The sequence below is a fragment of the Flexivirga caeni genome, assembly GCF_003724155.1.
Lineage (GTDB): Bacteria > Actinomycetota > Actinomycetes > Actinomycetales > Dermatophilaceae > Flexivirga > Flexivirga caeni.
Window position 1 is genome coordinate 66,108 of sequence record NZ_RJJQ01000015.1, and the last position, 23,347, is coordinate 89,454.

The following is a 23,347-nucleotide window of genomic DNA, read 5'->3' on the forward strand; positions in this document are numbered from 1 at the left end:
GCGCCTGGTGCCCTCTCATCATGTCGAGATTGAGTACGGGGATTTGCGAACGACGCTGTGCAGGCGAAGGCGCCCCGTTGCTCGACAACTTGTAGAATCACCGCGTGCCTCGCTCCTTGCCACCCCGACCAGCGTGGGGGCGTCGCGTCGCCGTCCTGAATTTCGGTGCGTTGACGATCCTGGTCGCGACCGTGGTCGCGGTCGCGCGAGGAGGCCGGGACTACCTGCCGGTGCACGTCAGCAATCCCGGCGCGGTCACGACGGGGCTGAGCGCCGTGCTGCAGGGTGCGGTGTGGCTGGGGAGTTCGGTCTGCCTCGGGCGGTGGGTGCAAGTCGCGTTCCTGCGGCCCCGCCGTGGGGCTCGCCGGCGGGCGATCGGCGTGCACGGTGAACTGGTCCCCGCAGTGCGGGCCGGACTGGTCTGGGCGGTCGGCGCCACGGCACTGATCTGGGTCGATGCGGCGGATGCTGCCGGCCAGCCGGTGTCGTCGCTGAACACCTCGGGGGCGTGGTGGTTCCTGCTGCATGCGAATTATCTGCCGCGCGCCTGGATCGTCAGCGCGGCGTGCGCGTGGGCGATCGTGGTGATCTCGGTGCTCGCGACCCGGTGGGACACCGTGGTCGGCACGCTGCTCCTCGGGCTGGTCGGGGTGCTGTCGCCGGTGGTGGTGACGCAGGTGCTCGTCGGGCCCAACCATGACTACGGCGGCGACGCGGCAATCATCGGCACGCCGGCGTTCGTGCTGCTGGTCGGCATCGCGGTGGCTCGTGCCTGCTGGCCGACAATGTCGGCCGGCGATCCGATCGAGGAGCGCCGGGCGCGTCATACGACGATCGCACTCGCAGCGACCAGTGTTCTCGCCGACGTCGTGGTGTGCTGGTTCGAAATGGCCGGGCACGTTCCGTGGTCGGAGCCGACCGGTCGGCTGCTGATCGGCAAGAACGTATGCGTGCTGGCGATTGCTCTTGCCAATGCGCGCAGTTCGGACCGACGCCGGACGCCATATCTCACGGCGGGCGCGGCGATCGCGGCCGTGACGTGCACCGCGATCTCGTTCCGTATCCCGCCACCGCACTACTTCCTGCCGACCACGATCGCGCAGAATTTCTTCGGCTTCTCCGTGACCGCGGCGCCGACGTTCGAGCGACTGCTGACGGCGTGGCGGGTCAACATCCTGTTCGCGGTGCTGAGCGCGGTCGCCGTCGCGGTGTATGTCGCGGCGTTCGTGCGGTTGCGTCGTCGCGGGGATCGGTGGCCGGCCGGCCGGCTGGTTGCGTGGGTGTGCGGCTGGCTGGTCATCTTCGGGTGCACCAGCTCAGGGCTGGGACGGTATGCCGGGGCCTCGTTCAGCATTCACATGGCGTTCCACATGGGCACCAACATGCTCGGCCCGTTGCTGCTGGTGATGGGTGGCGCGGTCACGCTGTTCCTCCGTGCGACGACACCGCACCGACGGGACGACGCAGCCGGTCCGCACGAGTGGATCGCCGCCGTCACCCAGTCCTGTTTCGCCCGGTGGATCTATCACCCGGCCGAAGTATTCGTGGTGATGGTCGGCTCCTATTACGTGCTGTATTTCACGCCGTTGTTCGAGGACAGCCTGCGCTTCCACTGGGCGCATCAGCTGGCCTACCTGCACTTCGTCATCGCGGGCTACCTGTTCTACGGGCTGGCGATCGGGGTCGACCGCTTGCCGCGGGAGCTGCCCTACCTGGGACGGCTGGCGATGATCCTGGCCGCGATGCCGTTTCACGCGTTCTTCGGGGTGCTGGTCATGACCCGCGACGGCGTGATCGCCAAGACGTTCTACGAGTATGTCGGTGCGCCCTGGATGAAGAACCTGGCGCACGATCAGTATGTGGGTGGCGGCATCGCGTGGGCCGCGGGCGAGTTCCCGCTGATCATCGTGGTCCTCGCGCTGGTGATCCAGTGGGCCCGCCAGGACTCCACGGAATCCAAGCGGTTCGACCGGCAGACGGACCGTGGCCTGGACGACTCGTTCGACGCCTACAACGATCTGCTGGCCAGTCTGGCGACCCGATCGGAGCGGAACGAGCAATGACCAGCCACCTCGAGCAGGTGCCCGCCATACAGGACACGACACCGGAGTCCCTCGAACTGGATGTCGGCGGTATGACGTGCGCGGCGTGTGCCACGCGGGTGGAGCGCAAGCTCAACAAGCTGGACGGCGTCTATGCCACGGTCAATCTGGCGATAGACCGTGCCACTGTCACCGGCCTCGGTGCCGATCGTGCGGGGGAGGCCATTCGCGCGGTGGAGCAAGCGGGCTACACCGCGACGATGCACGATCCGGCCGACGACACCTGGACCGAGCGGGCGGCGCAATTGCGGTTGTCGTCGCTGCGCCGCAGGCTGGCGGTGTCGGCGCTGCTGGCGATCCCGCTGTGCGATCTGACGATCTTGCTCGCGCTGGTTCCCGGGTGGCGGTTCACCGGGTGGCAGGTGTTGTGCGTGCTGCTCGCGGTCCCGATCGTGACGTACTGTGCTGCGCCGTTTCACCGGGCCACCTGGCGTGGCTTGCAGCACGGGGTGCTGAGCATGGACACGCTGGTGTCGATGGGTGCGCTGATCTCGTTCGGCTGGGCGCTCTACACGCTGGCCGTGCCGTCCACACACCCCGGCTACTGGCTCGGCTTCGGGCACACCCCGGCCGGCGCGGACGCCATCTACCTGGATGTCGCCGCCGGCATGGTCACCTTCCAGCTCGGCGGGCGCTACTTCGAGACGCGGTCCCGGCGCCGGCTGGCGGATGTCAGTCAGGCCCTGGCCGACCTCGGCGTACGCACCGCAGTGCTGGTCGGTGCCGATGGCGCCCGCCGGGAAGTTCCCAGTGAGCAGGTCCGGCCCGGCGATCTGTTCCTAGTCGCGCCCGGTGGCAGGCTGGTCACCGACGGCGTCGTCGAATCGGGAACGGCCGGTCTCGACACGAGTCCGATGACCGGCGAATCCGCCCCGGTCACCGCCGGACCGGGTGACACGGTGCTGGGCGGCACCGTCGACCTGGACGGAGAGCTCACCGTCCGCGCGACGGCGGCCGTGGCCGCGTCACGGCTGGCCCAGATGGCGCAGATCGCCGCCGAGGCACAGCGTCGCAAGTCCCGGGTGCAGCGCACCGCCGACCGGATCACCGGATACTTCGTGCCGACCGTGATCGCCCTGGCCGTGCTCGTGGGTGCCGGCTGGTGGATCTTCTCCGGCAGCGCGGACCGCGCCCTGGCGAACGGTGTCGCGGTCCTGATCATCGCCTGCCCGTGCGCACTCGGCCTGGCGACGCCGACCGCGCTGATGGTCGGCATCGGTCGCGGCAGCCAGCTCGGAGTGCTGATCAAGGGCCACGACGCGTTGGAGATGTCGGGGAAGGTCGACACCGTCGTGTGGGATAAGACCGGCACGATCACCACCGGGCGGATGGCCCTGACCGGCACCCACCTGCTCGACCCGGAACGCATCGGCGCATTGGACGCGCTGCGGTATGCCGCGGCGCTGGAGACCGCATCCCGGCATCCGATCGGCCGGGCGCTGGTCGCAGCGGCCCGCGCGCAGGCCGGTCGCGTATTGCGGGCGACAGATGTGCGAGCCCGTCCGGGCCAGGGTGTCGTCGGCGTCGTGGACGCTGCACCGGCCATGATCGGCAACCTGATGCTGCTGGAAGCCGAGGGCATCCGTGCCGACGGTGAGGTCCGCAACCGGATCGAGGCCGCGGCCGGCGCGGCGGCGTCGGCGTGCGTGCTCGCCGTGGACGGCGTTCCCGTTGCCGTGTTCGAACTCTCCGACACGATCCATCCGACTGCGGCGGATGCGGTCGCCACTCTGCAGCGCCTCGGGCTGCGGTCGGTGTTGCTGACCGGTGACAACCCCGTCGCTGCGCGGCGGGTGGCTGCGGCGGTCGGCATCGACGACGTCATGGCGCAGGTCCTGCCCGATCAGAAGGCAGCCCGGATCGAGGAGTTGCGCGCATCGGGACGGTGCGTCGCAATGGTCGGCGACGGCATCAATGACTCCGCCGCTGTGGCAACCGCGGACCTGGGCATTGCGCTGGCCAACGGCACCGACATCGCCATGAAGGCGGCAGACGTGATCATCGTGCGTGACGACTTGCGCACCGTGGTCGATGCGGTCCGGCTCTCGCAGCGCACTTTTCACACGATCCGCGTGAACCTCGGGTGGGCATTCGGCTATAACATCATCGCGATCCCGGTCGCAGCCGCCGGGTTGCTCAACCCGTTGATCGCCGCGGCCGCCATGGCGATGTCCTCGGTCCTGGTGATCAGCAACTCCATGCGCCTGCGCGAGTTCGCACCGACACGAAGCTCCGGGCTCACTGAACGGTCGGTCGTGTCCGCAACGACTCCGGACGGCGAGCCGACGACTGCGGCGAACGCCGGCTGAGGCGCTGGGCACGCAACGCCGCACCCGGATCTTCGGTGAGGGTCGCCAGGGCACAGAGGGCGGATGCCGCAATTTCGGGACCGCACGCACGCGCGGCCGTGTCGTCGGCGGCCAGCTCGGTCAGCAGATGCACGGTCTGTGCGAAGCCACGTCCGCATCGAGCCCGCGGGGCTGCGGAGCCGGCCACCATGGCGACCGTCCGCAGCATTGAGTGCCGGCCCTGCAGATGACCGAGTTCGTGGTGGATGACCGACCGGAGTTCGGCGGGGGTCAGCACGTCGACCAGGCTTTGGGAGATGACGACATCGGCGTCGCAGTCGCGGGTGGCGACCGCGAACGCGGTCGGCGCCGCCACGACGGAGACCTCGGCGCTGTCGACCGTCATTCGCTGCGTCTCGCTGCGGGCCACCAGCAGCAGGACGGAAGCGCCGCCGGTACGGCGACCCTCGACCAGGGGACCGGCGTGGTGCGTGATCACCCCGATGGCGACGCCGAGCACAGCGAGCAGTAGCCAGCCGCTCAGCACCGTCGCGGTCGCGGTCACCGCGCCGGAGCTGTCGGTAGCGCCGGCAGCCTGGATGATCGCGGCGAGCACGCTGCCCAGGAACGCGGCCACTCCCAGGACGAACAGAGCAAACCACAGCCTCAGTGCACGCGCCGGGCGGGCGACCTGCCAGCCCATGTCACGCAACAGCCAGGGGCCGGCCGTGGCGCACAGCACCCCGAGGCCCATACAGGCCAGGACCAGGATCATCAGTCGCCGAGCGCGGCACGCAACACCGCGAGATCGTGCTCGGACAGGGCACCGGCGAATTGCTGCAGCACGGCACTTCGGTCCCCGGACGCACCCAGGACCTGGGACATCTGTTGCGCGAAGTGCTCGGCCTGGGGGCGGGTGACGGAGAACACCGACGCGCGGCCCTGCTGCTCGCGTGCGACCAGGCCTTCGCTCTCCAGTCGGCTCAGCACCGTCAGCAGCGTCGTGAGAGCGGGACGTTCGCCGGTCGGAAACCGGTCGAGCAGGACGTTCGCGGTGACCGGGCCGTCGCCGTCCCACAGGAGGCGCAGCACATCGGCCCGCAACTGCCCGCGTTCCCGCTTGCTCATGGGCATCGATTCTACAACTTGTCGAGTCTGCGTGGCCGCCGCGCCATCACCAAGGCGTCCACGAGCAGGAAGGCCAGCAGGGTGATGCCGAGCTCGGGCAGGAGCATGCCGAGTCCGCTTGCCCCAGCGGCGAGCAGCAACTGAGCCCACCACGGAGCGCGCGCCAACGCGCCCGCGGGCGGGCGGCGTCCCATTTTGCGTGCCGCGCGAGTCGGTCGCCGGTGCCACCACATCACATACCCGAGCACCACCATGGCCGCCATCGCCAGCCCGAGGACGAACAGCACGATCTGATTGGCTAGCCCGAAGAGCAATCCCATGTGCCCGTTGATGCCCCACTGGGTCAGTTTGGCGGCGAGCGGGAATTTGGCCCAATTTGTTTGGGAGACAACGGACATGGTGCTGGGATCGATGGCGACCGAGTTGGCGGCGATCGGCCACTGGCGGCGAATCTCGGCGACGGTCCACGCCTGACCGGGTTGCGTGGGCAGGTCGATCTCGACCTGAGAGTTGTGGATATTGACCGACCGCGCCTTGGCGAGCACCTCGTCGAAGACGCGCAGGTCCTTTCCGGTCCGCTGTGCGTCGCCGTCGTATGCCGCGGGCGTGTCGTCGGCGCCGCCTGTCGTCGGGGTCGTGGTGGTCAGTGCCGGTGCGGACCAGTTCAGCGCTGACCGGATCTCACGCACGTTCGACCCGGCGTGCAACGACCAGGTGATGCCGGTCGCCGACAGGAACAGAGCGCCCAGCAACAGCCAGACGCCGGTCGCGGCGTGCCAGGACCGGCTGCGCCGGTAGCTCGGCCCCCTCATGGTCGGCACCAGTAGCTCCCGCTTGGTGCGGGTCTTGCGCAACCGGACGACCCAGAGCCCGAGGCCGGCCAGCGCGATCACCCCCAGCCAGGACGCGGCCAGTTCGCTGTAGGCCCGGCCGACGTCACCCAGGAAGAGGGTGCGGTGGAAGAAGTCGAGCCAGGTTTCGATCGGCAGCGCCGTGGAGTACACCAACAGATCCCCGTGGGAGGCGCCGGTGACCGGGTCGATCCACACCGAGCGCACCTGGCCGGCCCGCAGTCCGCGTTCGGAGAACATCACCTGCGTTGTCGCACCGGCGTGTGAAGCGGGCTTCACCCCGAGCAGTACGTCGCCGGGGTGACGGTGGGCGATGTACCGCTGCGCCGACCCGATCTGGGTTGCGAGGGGCAGCGCCGGCCCGCGTGACTGCGTGGTTACCTGGTGGTGGTAGACGAGATGATCCACCGTCGGTGCTGCCGCGTAGGCCGCGCCTGACAAGGCTGCCACCAGGATGAACGGTCCGACCAGGACACCCGCATAGAAGTGCAGCCGTCGCAGCAGCGGCGCCCACCAGCCCCCGCGCTGCGGCGCACCCCCGGGCTGCTGTGTCGATGTGAGAGGCCGGTCGTGAAGTGTGGTCACTGACAGCTCATTTCAGGGGAGGGACTCTGCGGAAGGAGCGGGGGAATAGACACCGGTTCGGGTTCACAAGGGTTCACCATGCCGGCACGAACGCAAGCGCCATACCGGCGCTCATCAGCACCAGCAAGCCGGCCTCGAACACCTCCCCGCGTGCGCGCCGCCGGGCGGTCCGGAGCCACCGCACCAGCAGCGCGCAGGTCGCCACCGAGAACATCGCCACAAGAACCCACGACAGCGCCGTCCATCCCGTGCCCAGGTGCATCGACATCTTCGGCATCGACGGGCCGCCCATCGACATGCCCGGCATCGAATGATCGGACCCGGCCGAGCCGTGCATGTCCCGCATCATCAGGCCCATCACGGCCATGGCGGCCATCATCAGCGCGTGGTAGCCCAGCAGCACCTGCCGCTCGCCGCCGACGCCGTGCTGAGTGTGGCTGGCAAAGCGGTCTCCGCCGACCAGCAGCACCAGGAAGTAGGCGGTCGCCAGCCCGAACACGATGACCTGCACCATCGGCGGCGCGACCTTCGGCCCCCACGACCATGGCATCGACAGCATCGCCGCACTCATCACCACGTGCAGCACGTCGCCCACGCCGGCAGAGGCATCGCCGCGGCGCCATACGCCCAGCAGCGCGTAACCCACCGCCGTACCCGCGAACAGCGCTGTCAGCAGGACGGACACAGGAGTGTTGTATGTCACGACCAACCCTTCGGAGCGACTCGATCGAGTAGCACTCTACAACATGTAGAGCAAACGTCTTTCGTCGCGACACCGACCACGCGACCTATGTCCGCGGCGTCAGCACCGCGGAGGAACGGACGGTCGTGGGATCCGGGCCGAACGGCCTGGCCGTGGCCGTGAACCTGGCCCGCGCGGGCCTGTCGGTCGATGTCGTCGAGCACAACGCCTGGCCGGGCGGGGTCTGGCCACCCGCGAGATCACGCTGCCTGGCTTCCGGCACGACGCGGCCAGCGCAGTGCACCCGATGGCGCTGGAGAGTCCATTCTTCCGGGTGTTCGGGCTCGACCGGCGGATCGACCTGGTCGTCCCGCAGGTGTCGTTCGCGCACCCGCTGGTGGGTCGCCGCTGGGCAGCGACGTCACGGACCTGGGGGAGCTCGCGCCATACGACGCCTGTGTGCTGGACGTCGCGGTGCCCGCATTCCAGCAGCCGAGTGTGGTCGACCCGTCGCGGGCACCGACCGGCAAGACGGTGCTGTGGGCCCACACGCACGTACCGCTGGGCAGCGAATTCGACGCAACCGCAATGATTTCGGCGGCGATCGAGGACTATGCGTCAGGTTTGGGCGATCTGATCCTGGCGAGCACCGCGGCCACCGCGGCACGGCTAGGCCCCACGGTGAGCGCGAACTTCGCCGGTGGTGACTTCGCCAGCGGCGCGATGACGCTGCGCCAACTGATCACGCGTGACGGTCCTGGCGGCGGCTGACGGTCGAACTCGCGGTTGACGGCGCAGCTGCGCCGTCACCGGCGGCTTCGGGCGTCAATGGTGAACTCACCGGTCACCAGTCGACGGCGCGGATGAAGTCCGTCGAGGGCCGCTGCAGCCACTGTGTCACCCGCATCACGAGCGCGAGATCGGCCTGTTTGGCGCTGCGCAGGTTGGTCAGCCGGCTCGGCGTGCACCCGATGACGTCGGCCAGGTCCGCCCAGGTCATCTCCCGGGCCTGGCGCTGATCGTTCATCGCGGCATGCACACCGGGCAGATCCCAGCGCAGCCGACTGTCCGTCCCCGCCCGTGGCAGCCGGACCGTGCCAACGTCGCACACCTCTCCGGTCAGAAAGTCCTCGGGCGCGCGGTCCAGCCAGCGAAGCAGGAAAAGCGCGTACTGACAGGAGGTTTCGCCCCTCGTGGCGAGGCGGCCGATCGCCCCGCCGCACATCGGATGGTCCTGCGGTCGGCGCGCGTTCAGCGCCGCCGACTGGTCCCATACCTGGTCGGCAAGGTCGTACCACCCGAGGTCGTCCTGCTGCCGCCGGGCGTTGAGGGCAGTCGTGAAGGCGGCGAAGTCGAAGACCGGAAGCGCCATACCGGCATGCTACTCCGGTCACTCAGCGGGGACGGGCTCCCCGATCGGCCGCTGCGCGAACCACTTGCGCAGCATGACGAACCGGATGATGGTCGCGACGACGTTGCCTGCGAGTTGCACCGCAGATTGCAGCAGATGGGACGCGTGCGGGTCGGCCAGGGACAGCAGCCACAGCGCCAGTGCGGTCGCGCCCCACATGACCAGCCAGAGCACCAGCCCCTGCAGTTGCGCACGGGCGGCGCCCTCGCGGCTGCGGACCCCGAAGGTGTAGCGCCGGTTGGCGGCCGTATTGACGATGGTGGTCAGCACCAGCGCGAGCGCGTTGGCGACCTGGGTGTTCATCAGGTGGTTGAACAGGTAGAAGAGCACGACGTTGGCGAGCGTGCTCGCGACGCCGATCACCGCGAAGCTGCTCACCTGGTGGTGCAGTCGGGTATGGCGCTGTGCCGTCATACGGTCACCCGGGGTTCGTCCGGTGTCACAGGCGCCGGGTGCGCGATGCCCTGCCGGCGCGGCAACCGGATCGAGAAGACCGTCTCACCCGGCCGGGAGGTCACCTGGACGGTGCCGTGGTGGGCGGCGACCACCGCAGACACGATCGACAGGCCGAGGCCGGTCGATCCTTCGGTGCGGGTGCGGGCGACGTCGCCACGGGTGAAGCGTTCGAAGATGTGCGGCATGAGTTCGGCAGGTATGCCGGGGCCGTTGTCCCGCACGTGCAGCAGCACGTGATCGGTCTGCGGTCGCAGTGCGACCACCACCTCGGTGCCGGCCGGGGTGTGCTTGCGCGCGTTGCCCAGCAGGTTGATCAGGATCTGCCGCATCCGGGCCTCGTCGGCCTCGATCTCGACACCCTCCTCGGGCAGGTCGAGGGTCCAGTGATGGTCCGGGCCGGCGGCGCGGGCGTCGCTGATGGTCTCGATCGCGATGATCGGGAGCTCGACCGGCCGGAAGTCCAGCGGACGTCCCGCGTCGAGCCGGGCGAGCAACAGCATGTCCTCCACGAGCATTGTCATCCGGTCGGATTCGGACTCGATGCGTCGAAGCGCATGCCGCACGCTTTCGGGCACGGGGCCGGTCTCCCGCCGGGAGAGTTCGGCATACCCGCGGATGGAGGCCAGCGGCGTGCGCAACTCGTGTGAGGCGTCCGCGACGAACTGTCGCACTTGCATTTCGCTGGCCTGGCGGGCGGTGAGGGCGTTGTCGATGTGCTCGAGCAACTCGTTGAGCGCCGCTCCGACCTGCCCGACCTCCGTCCGGTCGTCGGTGTCCGCCGCGTCGACGCGCTCGTGCATCGCGACCTCGCCGGAGGCGAGCTGAAGCTTCGAGACGCGGGTGGCGGTCGCGGCCACCCGGCGCAGGGGCTCCAGGTTGCGTCGCACGATATACGTCGCGGCCAATGCGACCAGGATGACGCCGGATGCGCTGAGCAGCCCGATCGCGGCGGCGGTCTTGAACTCGGTGGACTCGTTGGGTCCGAGTGGCAGCCCGATGATCCGGGTGACCGACACCTGGACGGGCAAGCCGGTGGTGATGTTGGTCGAATTGATCGTCATCGGCAGCGCCATGACCCGGTACTTGCCGAGTGAGCCACCGAGGTCGATGGTCCGGGCGCTCGAGCCGAGCCCGGCCTTGTTCAGGGTCGAGATCTGGGCACTGCTCAGCGACGACCGCTTGCCATCGTGGTAGAGGACGTTGTCGGTGTAGGGGACCAGCCCTGAGGCGGACAGGTAGGCGAACTCGGCAACCTTTCCGTCCGAGGCGAGCAGGGTGACGCGGAACGACTCGCCCGCCGCGGGCGGCGGACCGTTCTGGTTGTCGCCGGCCCGGTCGCTCGCTCGCGGGCGCTGCTGCAGGGCCGATTGGTACAACTGCCGGTCCAATTGGTCCTGCAGCGTCCGGTGCAACTGCCAGACGCTCAGCGCGCCGATCGCCAGGGTGACGGCCAGGAAGAGCAGCAGCATCCACGCGACGAGTTTGGTGCGCAGCGTCCATCGGCTCGGTCGCCAGAGTGCTTGTGCGGACATCAGATTCGCCGGACTGCCGAGCTCCTGCTCAGCTCGCGGGCTTCAGCACATAACCGGCGCCGCGCATGGTGTGGATCATCGGGCTGCGGCCGGCGTCGATCTTCTTGCGCAAGTAGGAGATGTAGAGCTCGACGACGTTGGCCTGGCCGCCGAAGTCGTAGTGCCACACCCGGTCGAGGATCTGTGCCTTGGACAGCACCCGCTTCGGGTTGCGCATGAGGTAACGCAACAGCTCGAATTCGGTTGCGGTCAGGTTGATTTCGTCGTCACCGCGGAACACCTCGTGGCTGTCCTCGTCGAGCCGAAGGTCGCCGACCACCAGCATCGACGAGCTCTCCTCTGCCATCGCGACCGATCGGCGCAACAGTGCGCGCACGCGAGCGACGACCTCTTCCAGGGAGAACGGTTTGGTGACGTAGTCGTCCCCGCCGGCGGTCAGCCCGGCGACCCGGTCCTCGACCGCGTCGCGTGCAGTCAGGAACAGCACGGGCACCGTCGGGTCCTCGTCGCGCAGCCGGCGCAGCACTTCCATGCCGTCGAAGTCGGGCAGCATCATGTCGAGCACGACCGCGTCGGGGCGGAATTCCTTCGCCATACGCACCGCGCCGGACCCGGTGCCCGCGCTCTTGATCTCCCACCCCTCGTAGCGCAACGCCATCGACAGAAGTTCGGTCAGGTTGCTCTCGTCGTCGACGACGAGGACGCGCACGGGGGACCCGTCGGGGTGCTTCAGGCCGGATACGGAGGTCATGGAGTCCACCTTCCCGTGGGACACTGTGCGCTGACCCGGGCAATTCTATGCTCAACCTGTGCTATGTCTGTATGACGAATTCCGCTGCGCGACAGGTTGGCCGGGCTACCGCCGGACGAAATGCGCGATGTGGTCTTCGTCGACGGTCAGTGCGTAACGAGTCTGCTTCCAGGTGCCCGCCCGATCGGCCCACACCGTGTATTCGCCCGGCACCAGTCGGGCCGAACCGGTGAGCCAGCCGCCGTCCTCGTCGACCGTGATCTGGGTGGACAATAGGCCGGCATTGGCGAGCTGCCGGATCCGCTCGTGGCGGGCTTCCGGCGTCTCCTCCTCGGCTGCGTCCGATTGGCCGGCGGTCAGGGAGTCGACCGTCAGCGCGGCGAGGGGCGCGTGCAGCGACTGGTCGGCGTGTACCGCGAGCGAGGTCAGGCGCGTGCGGAAGCTCTCGACCGGCCCGGACGGGCCCTCTTGCGGACGGCCGTCGATCGTCACCGTCCGCTTGGCGCCGGACAGGTCGAGGCTGAACCGCTTGGCGTCGTTCGCGTAGGCGACGGCCCCACGGCCCGGTAGCAGCGCCGGCCGGGGCTCCCCACGGAAGAGCACTCCGTCGCGACGATCCAAGCCCAGCCAGGAACAGCGCATGCGGAGGTCCCACACCTCCTCGCTCAACGGCTCGCCGCCGGCATCGGTCGCACAGTCGACGACGGCTCGGCTGCGAAACGTCACCTCGTGCCCGTTCGACTCGAGCGCCGGCTCGGTGAGGGGCTCCACTGGCACGACCCAGGTCACGTGTGAGGACCTGCTGCGCACGGCGATCGAGGTTCGCATCTCAGCCACCGGATCGGAGATCCGCCACTGGCGGGGGACCAGCCGGTCCAGTTCCGGGCCGAAGTCGAGGCGCAGCCGCCGGCCTCTGGGGACGAGCGAGACGCGATCGGTGTCGGTCAAGCTCCACCGCGTCTCGACGTCGATCCACAGTTTTCCGTCGCTCCATCCGGCGTCGACCACTGTCACCGACGCGGTGATGCTCTCGAGGGCGAGTTGCAGCGACCGCGCCCTATCGAGCCGGCCGCACCTGATGACCCAGGCCAGCGCCCGGTAACCCCTCGGGAATCGGCTGACCACGCGGCGCCGCCCGTAGCGGCGGATCAGCTGCGCCGACCGTGCGAACGCCATCTGCTCCGCCGCTGCGTCCTGCTGTGCAATGCTCGCGTCGCCGCGTTCGGGCGCGGTGAGCTGCCGGGCCAGTCGATGCACCGCACGAAAGCAGAGGTTGTTCGCGATCATGTTGAGGCGATCGTCGGCATACTCCTTGCCGGCCAGCGTCGTCTCGATGTGCTCGAACAGATTCCCCAGGCGGTCCCAGAACTCCTCGCGAGAGGGGTCGAACGTGTGCGAGGTGTTTCCGGTGCTTGCGTGCCACAGATACAGCGGAAAATCCTCGAGCATGGCAACGCGGCCATACCGGTAACTCGGGATATTGACATACCAGTCTTCCCAGAGGACACGACCTCCTTCGGGGAACCGGATGTCATGGTCGAGGAAAAGCTGCCGCCGGTAGAGCTTGTGCGGGACCATCGGCATCATGCCGTTGATGCCGATGCCCGCTGCCCGGATGTCCGGTACGGTCTCGGACTCTTCGCCGTGAGTCGCCCACCACACGTCGTTGGTCTTGGACTCCTTCGGGCTCACGACATCGATGTCGTGTTCGACGGCGAATTCATAGGCACGCCGCAATGCGTCGGGATAGAGGGAATCATCGTGATCCATGAAAAGCAGATATTCCCCGCGCGCCTGCTCGATCGCGACATTCCGGGGCCGGCTTGGCCAACCGGAATTCTCCAACTCGACCACCCGCACATGCGGCCGGCTTCGCGCGAATTCGTGCAAGCGCTCCACGGTGTCGTCGCCCGATCCGTCGTCGGCGAAGATCACTTCCAGTTGCCCTGGCGGCAGACTTACCTCGTCGATCGAGTCGAAGACGCGCTGAATCCCCGGACCCGAACGAAATGTCGGGACGATGACGGTCACAGCAACGTGATCGTCGCACTGATGACTCAAGGATTCCTCCACGAGGTGACGGTTCACACCATCCGTCGCCGACGGATGGTGGGCGTCATCGTAGCGGGGGGAGCACTGGTCGGGCAGCACTTTGCCGGGCGATGACCACCGGGCTCACCAGGTGACGGTGAAGGTCGCCTTGTCGTCGAGCGCGCTCACGGCATACGCGGTGCCGGGGAACTGCCAGCCTTCGGCGGACTGTTGCCAGCCCTCTCCCGGCAGGGACGCCGACCAGTAGGCCTCGATGTCGGTGGGCAGGTAGGTGATGCGCAGGGTCAGCGAGCTCCCGGTGCGGGCAACGACCTCCCACGTGGTGCCGTCGGGCATGGCGAGCATCCGGATGCCGTGCCCGGTGTCGCCGAGCGGGACCGGGCCTGTGTAGGGACCGCTGTTCAGGGTGCCGTTCTGGGGAAGCGTCGGCGACAGTGTGGGAGGAAGCGCAGTGCCCGATGTGCCGCTCGCGGTGCGCGAACTCGGCGCCACGCCGGTGCCGGTGAGGGTCCGTCCCGAGGCGGTCGACAGCGGACGTCCGTCGGAGAACTGCTGCACGTGGGGTGCAGCGCCGCGGTGCTCGGCGGCGGACGACGTGTGCGTGGGAGTCGCGCTCGCGGTCGGAGGGCCGACCGCGCGGCTGGTGCTCACCGGGGCCAGGGCACCGACGGGCTCGCCTTGTTGCGTCGGCCGGAGCGCGAGCGAGACCACACCGACCGTCGCCGCGGCGGCGGCGAGGATGCCCACGCCGGCGACCACGCGGCGGGTCCGGCTCGCACCAGGCCGGCGAGCGAGCTGCCGGGCGACGAACTCCTCGCGATCGATGTCGAGGTCCCCCGGCCCGATTCCGTCGGCCTTGGCGGCGAACGCTGCGCGCAGGAGGTGCTCCAGGTCGTCGTGGCCGTCCTGCTGCTCAGCCATCGGAGTCCCTCCCTTCCTGCATGATCGTGGCCAGGGCGGCCATCGCCCGGCTCGCCTGGGATTTCACGGTGCCCTTGCTGATGCCGAGTGCGTCCGCGATGTCGGCCTCGGACAGATCCGACCAGTAGCGAAGCACGAGCACTTCGCGCTGCCGCGGCGGCAGTTGATCGACCGCGCGCAGCACTTCGCGGTGCTCCTCCGCCAGCAGCACGTCGCTGTCGGCGGGCGGCGCGATCTCCGGCTCGGCGGCCTTCAGGTGGGCACGCACAGTGCGGCGCCGGCGCAGCATCGACCGGGACTGGTTGACCACCGCCTGCCGCAGGTAGCCGACGGCGGCGGCCGGATCGCGCAGTGCGGCACGGTTGCGGTGCATGCCGAGGAACGCTTCCTGCACGACATCCTCCGCGCTCGCCAGGTCGTCGACCAGCAAGCGCGCCAGTCGCACCATCTGCAGGTGGTGCGTGCGGTAGAGCTCGGCCAGATCGACCGAGTCACCGGCGCTCATCGCGTCGCGGGAGATCGCAGACCCATGGATCCGACCTCCCACGCGATATGGCCTCTCGGCATACACGGCGGGCGCGCTCACGGTCATGAGGCGCCGACCTTCCGCTCAGACCATAACGAGTGACCGGCACGCGAGGTAGCGCCGCCAGGGACCTGCCGGTCACCTGTGCGGGCTGCCGCCCCTGCGTTGCTCCTCATGATGGGAAGACGCGTGAGAGTCGGTCAGGTTGCCTGTGTGGGTATGGCGCGAGTCACTCGACCTGCAGCAGCGCGTCGGCGCGGTCGCGGGTGCTCCGGACCAGCTCCGCATTGCGTTCGTCCGAGCCGAGCGCCCGGCCGGTCGCCTCCTGCACCGAGTCCCCGAACTGCACGCGCCGCGCGACGAGCCAGTCGTGCCGGCGGGCGTCGGGCGTGTCGGCATACCAGATGGCATCGAGCAGACCCGGCAGCCGTGACCAGGGGTCGGTGGGGAGGAGCAGGTAGTTCCCTTCGGTGAGGACGAGGCGGGTGCCGGGCGGGACCTCGATGGAGCCGGCCACCGGATCCTCCAGCGCACGCTCGAAATTCGGCGCCCACACCGACTGGCCGCGCTCGATGCGGATGCGGGCGAGCAGGGCGGCATACCCGGCGGCGTCGAAGGTGTGCGGCGCGCCCTTCACAGGTGCCCAGCCACGCGTGTCGAGCACCGACTGGGACAAGTGGAAGCCGTCCATCGGGACGACGACGGTCGGCACGCCTCGTACGGCGCACGCGGCGGCGAGGGCCGCTGCGGCGGTGGACTTGCCCGCGCCTGGCGGGCCGGTGATGCCGACGATCGCCCGGTCGCGACCGGCGGCGAGAGCGAGCAGCGCCGGCACCGCGTCGGCGAGGGTGAGCCGCTGGACCCATGTCACGGGCAGACTCTGCGGCATCCGAGCGTGGGGCACAAGCCCGGCGCGCCGCCGCTGACGGGTGGCTCGCGGGTCGCGGTGCTACCGTTTCTGGCTGACGCCCCGCCCGGGCGTCCAGGTGCGAGCAGGGGAAGCCGGTGCGAATCCGGCGCTGACCCGCAGCCGTGAGCGACGCAACCATCGCGAGCCGGAATACCTGCGCCACCGGTCACCTCAACGACTGCCGCGGACTGCAGTCGCGAGCGATGCCCCTGTCGCGCGCGCCTGATCCGCGCGAAAGGACGGCGCCGATCATTCCCGCCACGCCCCGCCGCTTCCTGCGAGCGGCAACCGCCGTCGCGATCGCGACCTCCGCCACCGGGCTGGCGTACGTCGGATCGGCCGCCCCCGCGATGGCAGCCGGATACAACGGCTACTGCACCACGAGCTCCGGGGTGACCGTGGTCGTCGACTTCCGCGCGCTCGGCGGCGGCGTCGCGGTTCGATGCGCACCGGTTGGCAAGGGGGCCAACGGTTTTGACGCGCTCGCTGCGGCTGGCATACCGGTGCAACAGCCAGTGCGCACCCCTGGTTTCGTCTGCCGGCTCTATGGACTGCCGGCCGCCTCCACCACCTTGCCGGGGGGCTACCACGAGCAGTGTGTGAACACCCCACCGATCGACGCCCACTGGGACTACTGGCAGGCCGCGAACGGCGGCTCCTGGCAGTACAGCAGCTACGGTGCAGGCAGCAGCCAGGTCATCCCCGGCGGGTTCGAGGGGTGGTCCTTCTCCGAGGGCGCGCAAGCACCACCGGCCGCGGCGCCGCTGCGGCCGTCCGCGTCCTCGTCGCCGGCACCGTCGTCGTCGGCCAGCAGTTCGCCGGCGCCGCGCCATACCTCGGCCGGTTCGCCGCAGTCGAGTTCCAGCTCCAGCTCGAGGCAGTCGTCCGCCGGGCACAGCTCCTCCGGCCATGCCAGTTCGTCGTCGTCCGGGCATTCCTCGACGCACTCCAGCACGTCCTCGTCGAGCACTCACAGCTCCTCTCCCGCGGGTAGCTCGTCGCGCTCGGCGGTGTTGGCAGGTGCGGCGGGCGCGGGTGACCCGACGCTTGCCGACAGCAACACGCTCATCAAGGACTCGGACAAGTCGTCGGGCGTGGGCGCCACGACGGTCATCGGCGGCATCGTGCTCGCCGCCCTGGCCGCCGGCGGCGCGGCGATCGCGATCGTTCGACGGCGCCACCTCGGGTGAAGCGGCTGCCGGGTGTCGTCCATCCGGTCGCCTGGTGGCTGTGGGCGATCGGTATGGCGGTCGCCGCCTCGTTCACCACCAACCCGCTGCTGCTGCTGATCCTCATCGGGGTCTCGTGTTTCGTGGTCGTGCTGCGCCGGGGCAGCGCGCCGTGGTCCCGGTCGCTGCGGGTCTACCTGCTGCTCGGGCTCGCCATCGTGGTCGTGCGGGTGTTCTTCCGGTGCTTCCTCGGGGCGGCGGGCGGTGGGCCGGTGCTGCTGGACCTGCCGCGGATTCCGTTGCCGCAGTGGGCTGCCGGCATCACCCTGCTCGGTCCGGTGCGCCTGTCCGATCTGCTCGCCGGCCTGTATGACGGGCTGCATCTCGCGGGGATGGTCGTCTGCGTCGGCGCGGCGAACTCACTGGCCAACCCCAAGCGGCTGCTGAAGGTCGTGCCGATCAGCCTCTACGACATCGGGACGGTGGTGGTCGTGGCGGTGTCGGTGTTCCCGCAGTTGGCCGACAGCATCGGGCGCGTCCGTCGCGCCCAGCGACTCCGGCCGGCGAGAGAGGGCCGATGGCATGTCGTACGGCGGACGATCGTGCCGGTGGTCGCGGACGCACTGGACCGGTCGCTGCTGCTCGCCGCCGCGATGGACTCCCGCGGCTATGGCCGCCGCGCCGCGACGTCGGCTCGCACTCGCACGCTGGTCTCGGTGGTCACGGTCGCCGGCCTGATCGCGGTGTGCATCGGTGTTTTCGGCATGCTCGACGACCAGGCACCCCTGCTCTTTCGGGCGCCCGCGTTCGTGACAGGTCTCCTGCTCGCGGCGGGTGGGCTGGTCTTCTCCTCCAGTGAGCGCACCGTGACCCGCTACCGTCCGGACGCCTTTGATCTGCGCTCCGCCGCGGTCGCCGCCAGCGGCCTGGCCGCCGGGGCGCTGATGCTGGTCGCCACCCGGCAGGCACCGGCGCACCTGAGCACTCCGGTCGAACCGGCACAGTGGCCGGTGGTGGATCTACTGCCCCTGGTCGCTGCGATGATCGGCGTGCTCGCGGCGGTCGTGTCGCCGCGTCCGGTGCTGCACGAGGAGGTGACGGCGTGATCGAGTTCAACGGCGTGTCGCTGCGTTACGACGACTCCCGCCCGCCGGAGCTGGCGGACATCGATCTCAGCGTCGACGAAGGGGAACTCGCGCTCGTGGTGGGTCGCACGGGGGTCGGCAAGTCGACCTTGCTGGGCGCGATCAACGGGCTGGTCCCTCACTTCACCGGCGGGCGGCTCTCGGGGCGGGTGGTCGTGGGCGGATTGGACACGAGGGATCACCCGCCGCGGGAGCTGGCGGAGGTGGTCGGCCGGGTCGGACAGGATCCGGTGGCGGGTTTCGTCGCCGACACGGTCGAGGAGGAACTCGCCTACGGGATGGAGCAGTTGGGCGTCGTATCCGCGACAATGCGCAAGCGGGTCGAAGAGACGCTCGACCTCCTCGGTGTTGCCGAACTGCGCTCGCGGTCGCTCGCCACGCTGTCCGGCGGGCAGCAGCAACGGGTGGCGATCGGCGCCGCGCTGGTGACCGCGCCGTCGGTCCTGGTGCTCGACGAGCCGACGTCGGCGCTCGACCCGGGTGCCTCCGAGGAGGTGCTCGCGGCCGTCACTCGACTCGTGCACGACCTCGGGACGACTGTCGTGATGGCCGAGCATCGGCTGGAAAGGGCTGTGCAGTATGCCGATTCGGTCATCGTGTTGCCGGGCGACGGTGTGGTCCGCAGTGGCGACCCGGCGCAACTGATGATCGATTCGCCGGTTGCGCCGCCGGTGGTGGAGCTGGGGCGGTTGTGCGGCTGGTCGCCGTTGCCGCTGTCGGTGCGCGATGCCCGGCGGGCCGCGCGCGACCTGCGGCCGCGGCTGGGTGAGGTGCCTACGCGGCGCCGGGAGGCGGGGGAGGCGGTGCTGCGGGCACGCGGGGTCACCGTGACCTATCGCGAGCGGGTCGCCGTGCGTGACATCGACCTCGACCTCGCCGCCGGCACGGTCACGGCGCTGATGGGGCGCAACGGCTCCGGCAAGTCCTCGCTGCTGTGGGCGCTGCAGGGCAGCGGTCGGCGTGCTGCGGGATCGGTGCTGGTCGGTGGGAAGGAGACGGCCGGGCGGGACACGGCGCAGCGTGCCGGCAGCGTCGGTCTGGTGCCGCAGACCGCGGCCGACCTGCTCTATCTGGAGACCGTCGGCGAGGAGTGCGCGGTCTCCGGGCCGGGCGCCCGGGAGTTGCTGGAGCGCCTTGCGCCGGGCATCGACGATGCACAGAACCCGAGGGATCTGTCTGAAGGACAACGGCTTTCGCTGGTGCTCGCGATTCAGCTGGCGGCCGGCCCGAAGGTGCTGTTGCTGGATGAGCCCACGCGCGGGCTGGACTACGCCGCAAAGCACCGGCTCGCGGAGCAACTGGACCATCTCGCGCGGGCCGGCCACGCGGTGCTCGTTGCGACCCACGATGTCGAGTTCGTGGCAGGGTCGGCCGACCGGGTCGTCGTGCTGGCCGACGGCGACGTGATCGCGGACGGACCTACTGCCGACGTCGTCGCGTCGTCGCCGATCTTCGCCCCGCAGGTGGCCAAAGTGCTGGCGCCCGTGCCGTTGTTGACCGTGCCGGATGTGGCGGTCGCGCTGGGCGGTTCGCGATGAGGCCGGCGGCGGGCTCGACAGCACCGGAGCGACCGGCCGACCAGGGCCGGCCCACGGACCTGGTCACCCGGTTGCAGGGCACCGCCGTGCCGCTCGGCCTCCGGTCGGCCATCGTGCTGACCCTGGTCTCGATCGCCGGGCTGGCGATGTTCTGCTGGCCGCTGCTGACGCATCACGGGCCGTCGAACACTGGGCACGTCACCGACGCGCCGATCATCTTCGCGGTCACCCTGCCGCTGCTCGTGCTGGTGGTGCTGGCCGAATTCGCCGACGGCGGAATGGATTCCAAGGCGCTCGCGATGCTGGGGGTGCTGTCCGCGGTCGACGCCGCGCTGCGCCCGGTCGGCGGTGGCACGGGCGGTGTCGAGACCGTCTTCTTCCTGCTCATCCTCGCCGGACGGGTCTTCGGCCCGGGTTTCGGTTTCGTGCTCGGCTGCACCTCGCTCTTCGCCTCGGCGTTGCTCACCGCCGGAGTGGGTCCATGGCTGCCGTTCCAGATGCTGTGCTCCGCGTGGATCGGCATGGGTGCCGGGCTGCTCCCGCGGCGGGTGCGCGGCGCGCGCGAGGTCGTGATGCTGATCGGGTATGGCGTGCTGGCGGCATACCTCTTCGGGCTGTTGATGAACCTCTTCAACTGGCCCTTCCTGGCCGGCACCGACATCGCCGGTCACGCGAATCTGGCTTTCGTCCCTGGCGATTCGCTGTGGAGCAACCTGCACCGTTTCCTGATCTATACGCTCGTGACGTCCACGGGAGGCTGGGACACCGGCCGGGCGATCACCAATGCGGTTGCCATCGCATTGCTCGGCCGGCCGGTGCTGACCTTGCTGCGTCGCGCCGCACGGCGCGCGTCATACGACCCGGTGCGCACCTAGCCGGGCTACCGGGCGGTGCTCAGTCGTCCGAGCAGCGAGGCGGGACCGTGGTTGGCGCTGGCGCGGCTCGACCCGATCTCAGGGTTGACGAGGTAGTCGTAGTCGTAGCTCAGCACGTCGAGCATCGGCATGGGGAAGTCCTTGCCGCCGGCCAGGATTCGCTGGTCGCCGGAGTAGATGCGCTGGGTCTTGGTAGGGGCGGCATATGCGTCCACATCCTGCGCCCAGGAAACGCTCACATTGAGACCAGCGTGGGCTTTCGGATCGGGTAGGCAATCGCGCTTGTGAACCTGGGGTGGCTGACCGGCTCTGGTGCGACTCCTCGCCGAGCGGGGTACTTCACCGCCGACCGGGGTACATATCGGGGCCCTGCAGGCCCTTGGTTCTACCCCGCTCGGTGCGTAACTACCCCGCTCGGTGCGGACTCGCCCGACCGACCCGGCCTACATTTCTTCGTGGGTGTCGGGGTCGCCGCCGAAGAGCCGGCCGTCTGGCCGGCCGAGGGCGGTGATCGCGTCGACCTCGGCCGCCGTGAGTTCGAAGCCGAAGATGTCCAGATTGTCCCGCTGGCGTTGCGGCGTCGCCGATTTCGGCAGTGGCACCGAACCGAGCTGGTGGTGCCAGCGCAGGATCACCTGGCCGGGGGTCACGCCGTGGGCGGCGGCGGCAGCCGCGACCGGCAACTCATGGAAGGGTGCCTGCCGCTTTCCCAGTGGGCTCCACGCCTGTGTGCGAATCCCCAACTGTGCGTTGACTTTCCGCATCTCGACCTGCGGAAAGTAGGGGTGCATCTCGAGCTGGTTGACGGCGGGCGTGACTCCGGTGGCGTCGATGACGCGGTGCAGTTGCCGCTCGGTGAAATTGGAGACGCCGATCGTCGTGACCAGCCCCTCCTGCTGCGCGGTCACGAGCGCCCGCCAGGCCTCGACATACCGATCGACGCTCGGGTTGGGCCAGTGGATCAGATGCAGGTCGGTGTGGTCGACGCCCAGCACGGTGAGCGAGGCCCGGATCGAGGCAAGAGCTTCGTCATACGCGTGGTGCCGTCCGGGGATCTTGGTCTGGATGAGCACCTGGTCACGCGGCACGCCGGAGCGGCGGATGGCCTCGCCGACTTCGGGCTCGTTCTCGTAATTGACTGCGGTGTCGAGCAATCGGTAGCCGGAGTCGAGTGCGCTGCGGATCGCGGCCGTGCCGTCGTCATCGCGCAGCGGGTAGGTGCCGAAGCCGATCGCGGGCAGTGCGCTGCCGTCGTTCAGGGTGTATGCCGGGATGCTCACCACGACCACGCTACGCGTCGACGGCACCCGCTGCGAGGTCGGCGAACGTGGCGCGCGCCACGTCGGCCGGGAACGCGCCCGCCATACCCTCCGGTGTGGTGTTGGTGAGCGCGACGATCACGGTGCGGGTGGCCGGGTCGATCGCCCACGAGTGGCCGTAGGCACCGCCCCAGTGCACCGAGTCCACCGGCAGCCCGTAGAGCGGGGCGGTGTCCGGCGAGGTCACCGCCCAGCCCCGGGCAAAGGAGTCACGCAGCGCCGGCGTGAGCTGGCGGCCGATGCGGGCGGCATACATCTCGGCGACCGTGCTGGACCGCAGGATCGGTGCCCCGCCGAGGGCGATCGTCTCCAGGAAGCGGAGCACGTCGTCGGCCGTGCCTGCCGCGCCGGCGCCGCCGGACGGCCATTGCCGCGCGTCGAAGATGCGCCCCGGAGAGTAGCGAACAACGTTGATATCGTTGGGGATCGGCTCGTCAGTGATCGGGATCAGGCCGTCACTGTATGCCGTGGCGACGTGCGCCTGCTCGCCGACGGAGAAGCCAAATCCGGGCATCCCAACCGGGCCGCACACCAACTCGGCGACCGCCTTCGGCAGCGGGGTCGCCGTGACCGTCGAGATGACGCCACCGAGCACGTCGTAGGCGACCGAGTAGCGGAACTCGGTGCCCGGTCTCGCACGCAGTGTCGTCCGCGCAATGCGGTCCAGATTCTCCGCCAGGGTCAGCTCGGTGCGGTCCAGGCCGTCCGACACCTGCAACTGGTCGTAGTCGCTGCCGGGCGGTTCGCCCATCCGGTAGGCGAGTCCGGCGGTGTGAGTCAGCAGGTGGTCAACGGTGATGTCAGGAGCGGACCCATCGGCGAGTTTCGGGCGAAAATCGGGTAGCCAGTGGTGGATCGGTGTCACCAGGTCGAGTTCGCCCGACTCGACGAGCCGCATCGCCGCAGCGGCGATGACCGGTTTGGTGACCGATGCCAGCCGGAACGTGGTCTCGCGGGTCATCGGTGTCGCGGAGGCGAGGTCCGCCATACCCGCGGCCTGCTCGTGCAGCAACTGGCCGTCCCGGCTGACCAGCAACACTGCTCCGGCGACGTGTCTGGCGCCGATGGCGTTCTCGACCGCGCGAGTGACTCCGGGAAGCGTCATA

23 protein-coding genes, 1 pseudogene and 1 riboswitch are annotated in these 23,347 nt (G+C 69.3%); of the genes and pseudogenes, 8 read left to right on the plus strand and 16 right to left on the minus strand.

Annotation, left to right across the window (positions count from 1 at the left end; translation table 11 throughout):
* The first annotated feature begins 104 nt into the window (after positions 1-104).
* Together EFY87_RS13925 and EFY87_RS13930 are read left to right on the plus strand one after the other, a co-directional pair.
* The gene (locus EFY87_RS13925; RefSeq protein WP_148043340.1) at positions 105-2,063 is read left to right on the plus strand and encodes a cytochrome c oxidase assembly protein; all 1,959 of its coding nucleotides are present in this window, start codon (positions 105-107) and stop codon (positions 2,061-2,063) included.
* Positions 2,060-4,411, plus strand: coding sequence for a heavy metal translocating P-type ATPase (locus EFY87_RS13930; protein WP_123272095.1), 2,352 nt, complete (start codon positions 2,060-2,062; stop codon positions 4,409-4,411). Before EFY87_RS13925 ends, EFY87_RS13930 begins: the two co-directional genes overlap by 4 nt.
* Here EFY87_RS13930 and EFY87_RS13935 read toward each other — a convergent pair.
* The 4 genes from EFY87_RS13935 to EFY87_RS13950 all read right to left on the minus strand — a co-directional run bounded on the left by EFY87_RS13935 (position 4,341) and on the right by EFY87_RS13950 (position 7,639).
* Positions 4,341-5,165, minus strand: a complete 825-nt coding sequence (locus tag EFY87_RS13935; RefSeq protein WP_123272096.1) for a M48 family metalloprotease — start codon at positions 5,163-5,165, stop codon at positions 4,341-4,343. The two genes, EFY87_RS13930 and EFY87_RS13935, sit on opposite strands and share 71 nt — an antisense overlap.
* Positions 5,165-5,518, minus strand: a complete 354-nt coding sequence (locus EFY87_RS13940; protein ID WP_158607643.1) for a BlaI/MecI/CopY family transcriptional regulator — start codon at positions 5,516-5,518, stop codon at positions 5,165-5,167. The genes EFY87_RS13935 and EFY87_RS13940 overlap by 1 nt, the downstream gene beginning before the upstream one ends.
* Before the next feature lie 11 nt (positions 5,519-5,529).
* Positions 5,530-6,954 carry a PepSY-associated TM helix domain-containing protein gene (locus EFY87_RS13945; RefSeq protein ID WP_123272098.1) on the minus strand — a complete coding sequence of 475 codons (1,425 nt, stop codon included), beginning with the start codon at positions 6,952-6,954 and terminating at the stop codon, positions 5,530-5,532.
* A gap of 73 nt (positions 6,955-7,027) precedes the next feature.
* Positions 7,028-7,639 carry a DUF5134 domain-containing protein gene (locus EFY87_RS13950; protein ID WP_123272099.1) on the minus strand — a complete coding sequence of 204 codons (612 nt, stop codon included), beginning with the start codon at positions 7,637-7,639 and terminating at the stop codon, positions 7,028-7,030.
* 143 nt (positions 7,640-7,782) lie between these two features.
* On the opposite strand from EFY87_RS13950, the pseudogene EFY87_RS21360 reads away from it, so the two are divergent.
* Both EFY87_RS21360 and EFY87_RS20945 read left to right on the plus strand, forming a co-directional pair.
* Positions 7,783-8,039 (plus strand): annotated as a pseudogene (locus tag EFY87_RS21360) (NAD(P)-binding protein); the annotation flags it as partial.
* Positions 8,040-8,095: 56 nt separating this feature from the next.
* Entirely contained in the window at positions 8,096-8,407 is a 312-nt protein-coding gene (locus EFY87_RS20945; RefSeq protein WP_245988653.1) for a hypothetical protein, read from the plus strand.
* Positions 8,408-8,480: 73 nt separating this feature from the next.
* Here EFY87_RS20945 and EFY87_RS13965 read toward each other — a convergent pair whose 3' ends face one another.
* From EFY87_RS13965 to EFY87_RS20040, 9 genes are all read right to left on the minus strand, one after another.
* Complete coding sequence (locus EFY87_RS13965) at positions 8,481-9,008, minus strand: hypothetical protein (protein ID WP_181445492.1); 528 nt, start codon at positions 9,006-9,008, stop codon at positions 8,481-8,483.
* A gap of 18 nt (positions 9,009-9,026) precedes the next feature.
* A complete protein-coding gene (locus tag EFY87_RS13970) occupies positions 9,027-9,461 on the minus strand; it encodes a GtrA family protein (RefSeq protein ID WP_123272101.1) in 435 nt (144 codons plus the stop codon).
* Complete coding sequence (locus tag EFY87_RS13975) at positions 9,458-11,035, minus strand: sensor histidine kinase (RefSeq protein ID WP_123272102.1); 1,578 nt, start codon at positions 11,033-11,035, stop codon at positions 9,458-9,460. Before EFY87_RS13975 ends, EFY87_RS13970 begins: the two co-directional genes overlap by 4 nt.
* 28 nt (positions 11,036-11,063) lie before the next feature.
* Positions 11,064-11,786, minus strand: coding sequence for a response regulator transcription factor (locus EFY87_RS13980; RefSeq protein ID WP_123272103.1), 723 nt, complete (start codon positions 11,784-11,786; stop codon positions 11,064-11,066).
* Between the two features lie 105 nt (positions 11,787-11,891).
* A complete protein-coding gene (locus tag EFY87_RS13985; RefSeq protein ID WP_123272104.1) occupies positions 11,892-13,937 on the minus strand; it encodes a glycosyltransferase family 2 protein in 2,046 nt (681 codons plus the stop codon).
* A gap of 24 nt (positions 13,938-13,961) precedes the next feature.
* The gene (locus EFY87_RS13990; protein WP_123272105.1) at positions 13,962-14,759 is read right to left on the minus strand and encodes a hypothetical protein; all 798 of its coding nucleotides are present in this window, start codon (positions 14,757-14,759) and stop codon (positions 13,962-13,964) included.
* The gene (locus EFY87_RS13995) at positions 14,752-15,351 is read right to left on the minus strand and encodes an RNA polymerase sigma factor (RefSeq protein ID WP_181445493.1); all 600 of its coding nucleotides are present in this window, start codon (positions 15,349-15,351) and stop codon (positions 14,752-14,754) included. The genes EFY87_RS13990 and EFY87_RS13995 overlap by 8 nt, the downstream gene beginning before the upstream one ends.
* 163 nt (positions 15,352-15,514) lie before the next feature.
* A complete protein-coding gene (locus EFY87_RS14000; protein ID WP_245988648.1) occupies positions 15,515-16,156 on the minus strand; it encodes a nucleoside/nucleotide kinase family protein in 642 nt (213 codons plus the stop codon).
* A 77-nt stretch (positions 16,157-16,233) separates the two neighbouring features.
* Positions 16,234-16,371, plus strand: a riboswitch (cobalamin riboswitch).
* 497 nt (positions 16,372-16,868) lie between these two features.
* Complete coding sequence (locus EFY87_RS20040; RefSeq protein WP_148043341.1) at positions 16,869-17,165, minus strand: hypothetical protein; 297 nt, start codon at positions 17,163-17,165, stop codon at positions 16,869-16,871.
* Between the two features lie 40 nt (positions 17,166-17,205).
* Here EFY87_RS20040 and EFY87_RS20045 point away from each other — a divergent pair, with 40 nt between their 5' ends.
* From EFY87_RS20045 to EFY87_RS14015, 4 genes are read left to right on the plus strand one after another with little or no spacing between them, the layout of a single operon-like run.
* Positions 17,206-17,385, plus strand: a complete 180-nt coding sequence (locus tag EFY87_RS20045) for a hypothetical protein (protein WP_148043342.1) — start codon at positions 17,206-17,208, stop codon at positions 17,383-17,385.
* Entirely contained in the window at positions 17,382-18,470 is a 1,089-nt protein-coding gene (locus EFY87_RS14005) for an energy-coupling factor transporter transmembrane component T (RefSeq protein WP_123272108.1), read from the plus strand. The genes EFY87_RS20045 and EFY87_RS14005 overlap by 4 nt, the downstream gene beginning before the upstream one ends.
* Positions 18,467-20,047, plus strand: a complete 1,581-nt coding sequence (locus tag EFY87_RS14010; protein ID WP_123272109.1) for an ABC transporter ATP-binding protein — start codon at positions 18,467-18,469, stop codon at positions 20,045-20,047. Before EFY87_RS14005 ends, EFY87_RS14010 begins: the two co-directional genes overlap by 4 nt.
* Positions 20,044-20,922, plus strand: a complete 879-nt coding sequence (locus tag EFY87_RS14015) for an ECF transporter S component (protein ID WP_123272110.1) — start codon at positions 20,044-20,046, stop codon at positions 20,920-20,922. Before EFY87_RS14010 ends, EFY87_RS14015 begins: the two co-directional genes overlap by 4 nt.
* A gap of 5 nt (positions 20,923-20,927) precedes the next feature.
* Here EFY87_RS14015 and EFY87_RS14020 read toward each other — a convergent pair whose 3' ends face one another.
* The 3 genes from EFY87_RS14020 to EFY87_RS14030 all read right to left on the minus strand — a co-directional run bounded on the left by EFY87_RS14020 (position 20,928) and on the right by EFY87_RS14030 (position 23,346).
* On the minus strand, positions 20,928-21,161 hold the full coding sequence (locus tag EFY87_RS14020; protein ID WP_123272111.1) for a hypothetical protein: 234 nt from the start codon (positions 21,159-21,161) through the stop codon (positions 20,928-20,930).
* Positions 21,162-21,365: 204 nt separating this feature from the next.
* Complete coding sequence (locus tag EFY87_RS14025; RefSeq protein WP_123272164.1) at positions 21,366-22,205, minus strand: aldo/keto reductase; 840 nt, start codon at positions 22,203-22,205, stop codon at positions 21,366-21,368.
* 7 nt (positions 22,206-22,212) lie between these two features.
* A complete protein-coding gene (locus tag EFY87_RS14030) occupies positions 22,213-23,346 on the minus strand; it encodes a serine hydrolase domain-containing protein (protein WP_123272112.1) in 1,134 nt (377 codons plus the stop codon).
* Position 23,347: the final 1 nt, after the last annotated feature.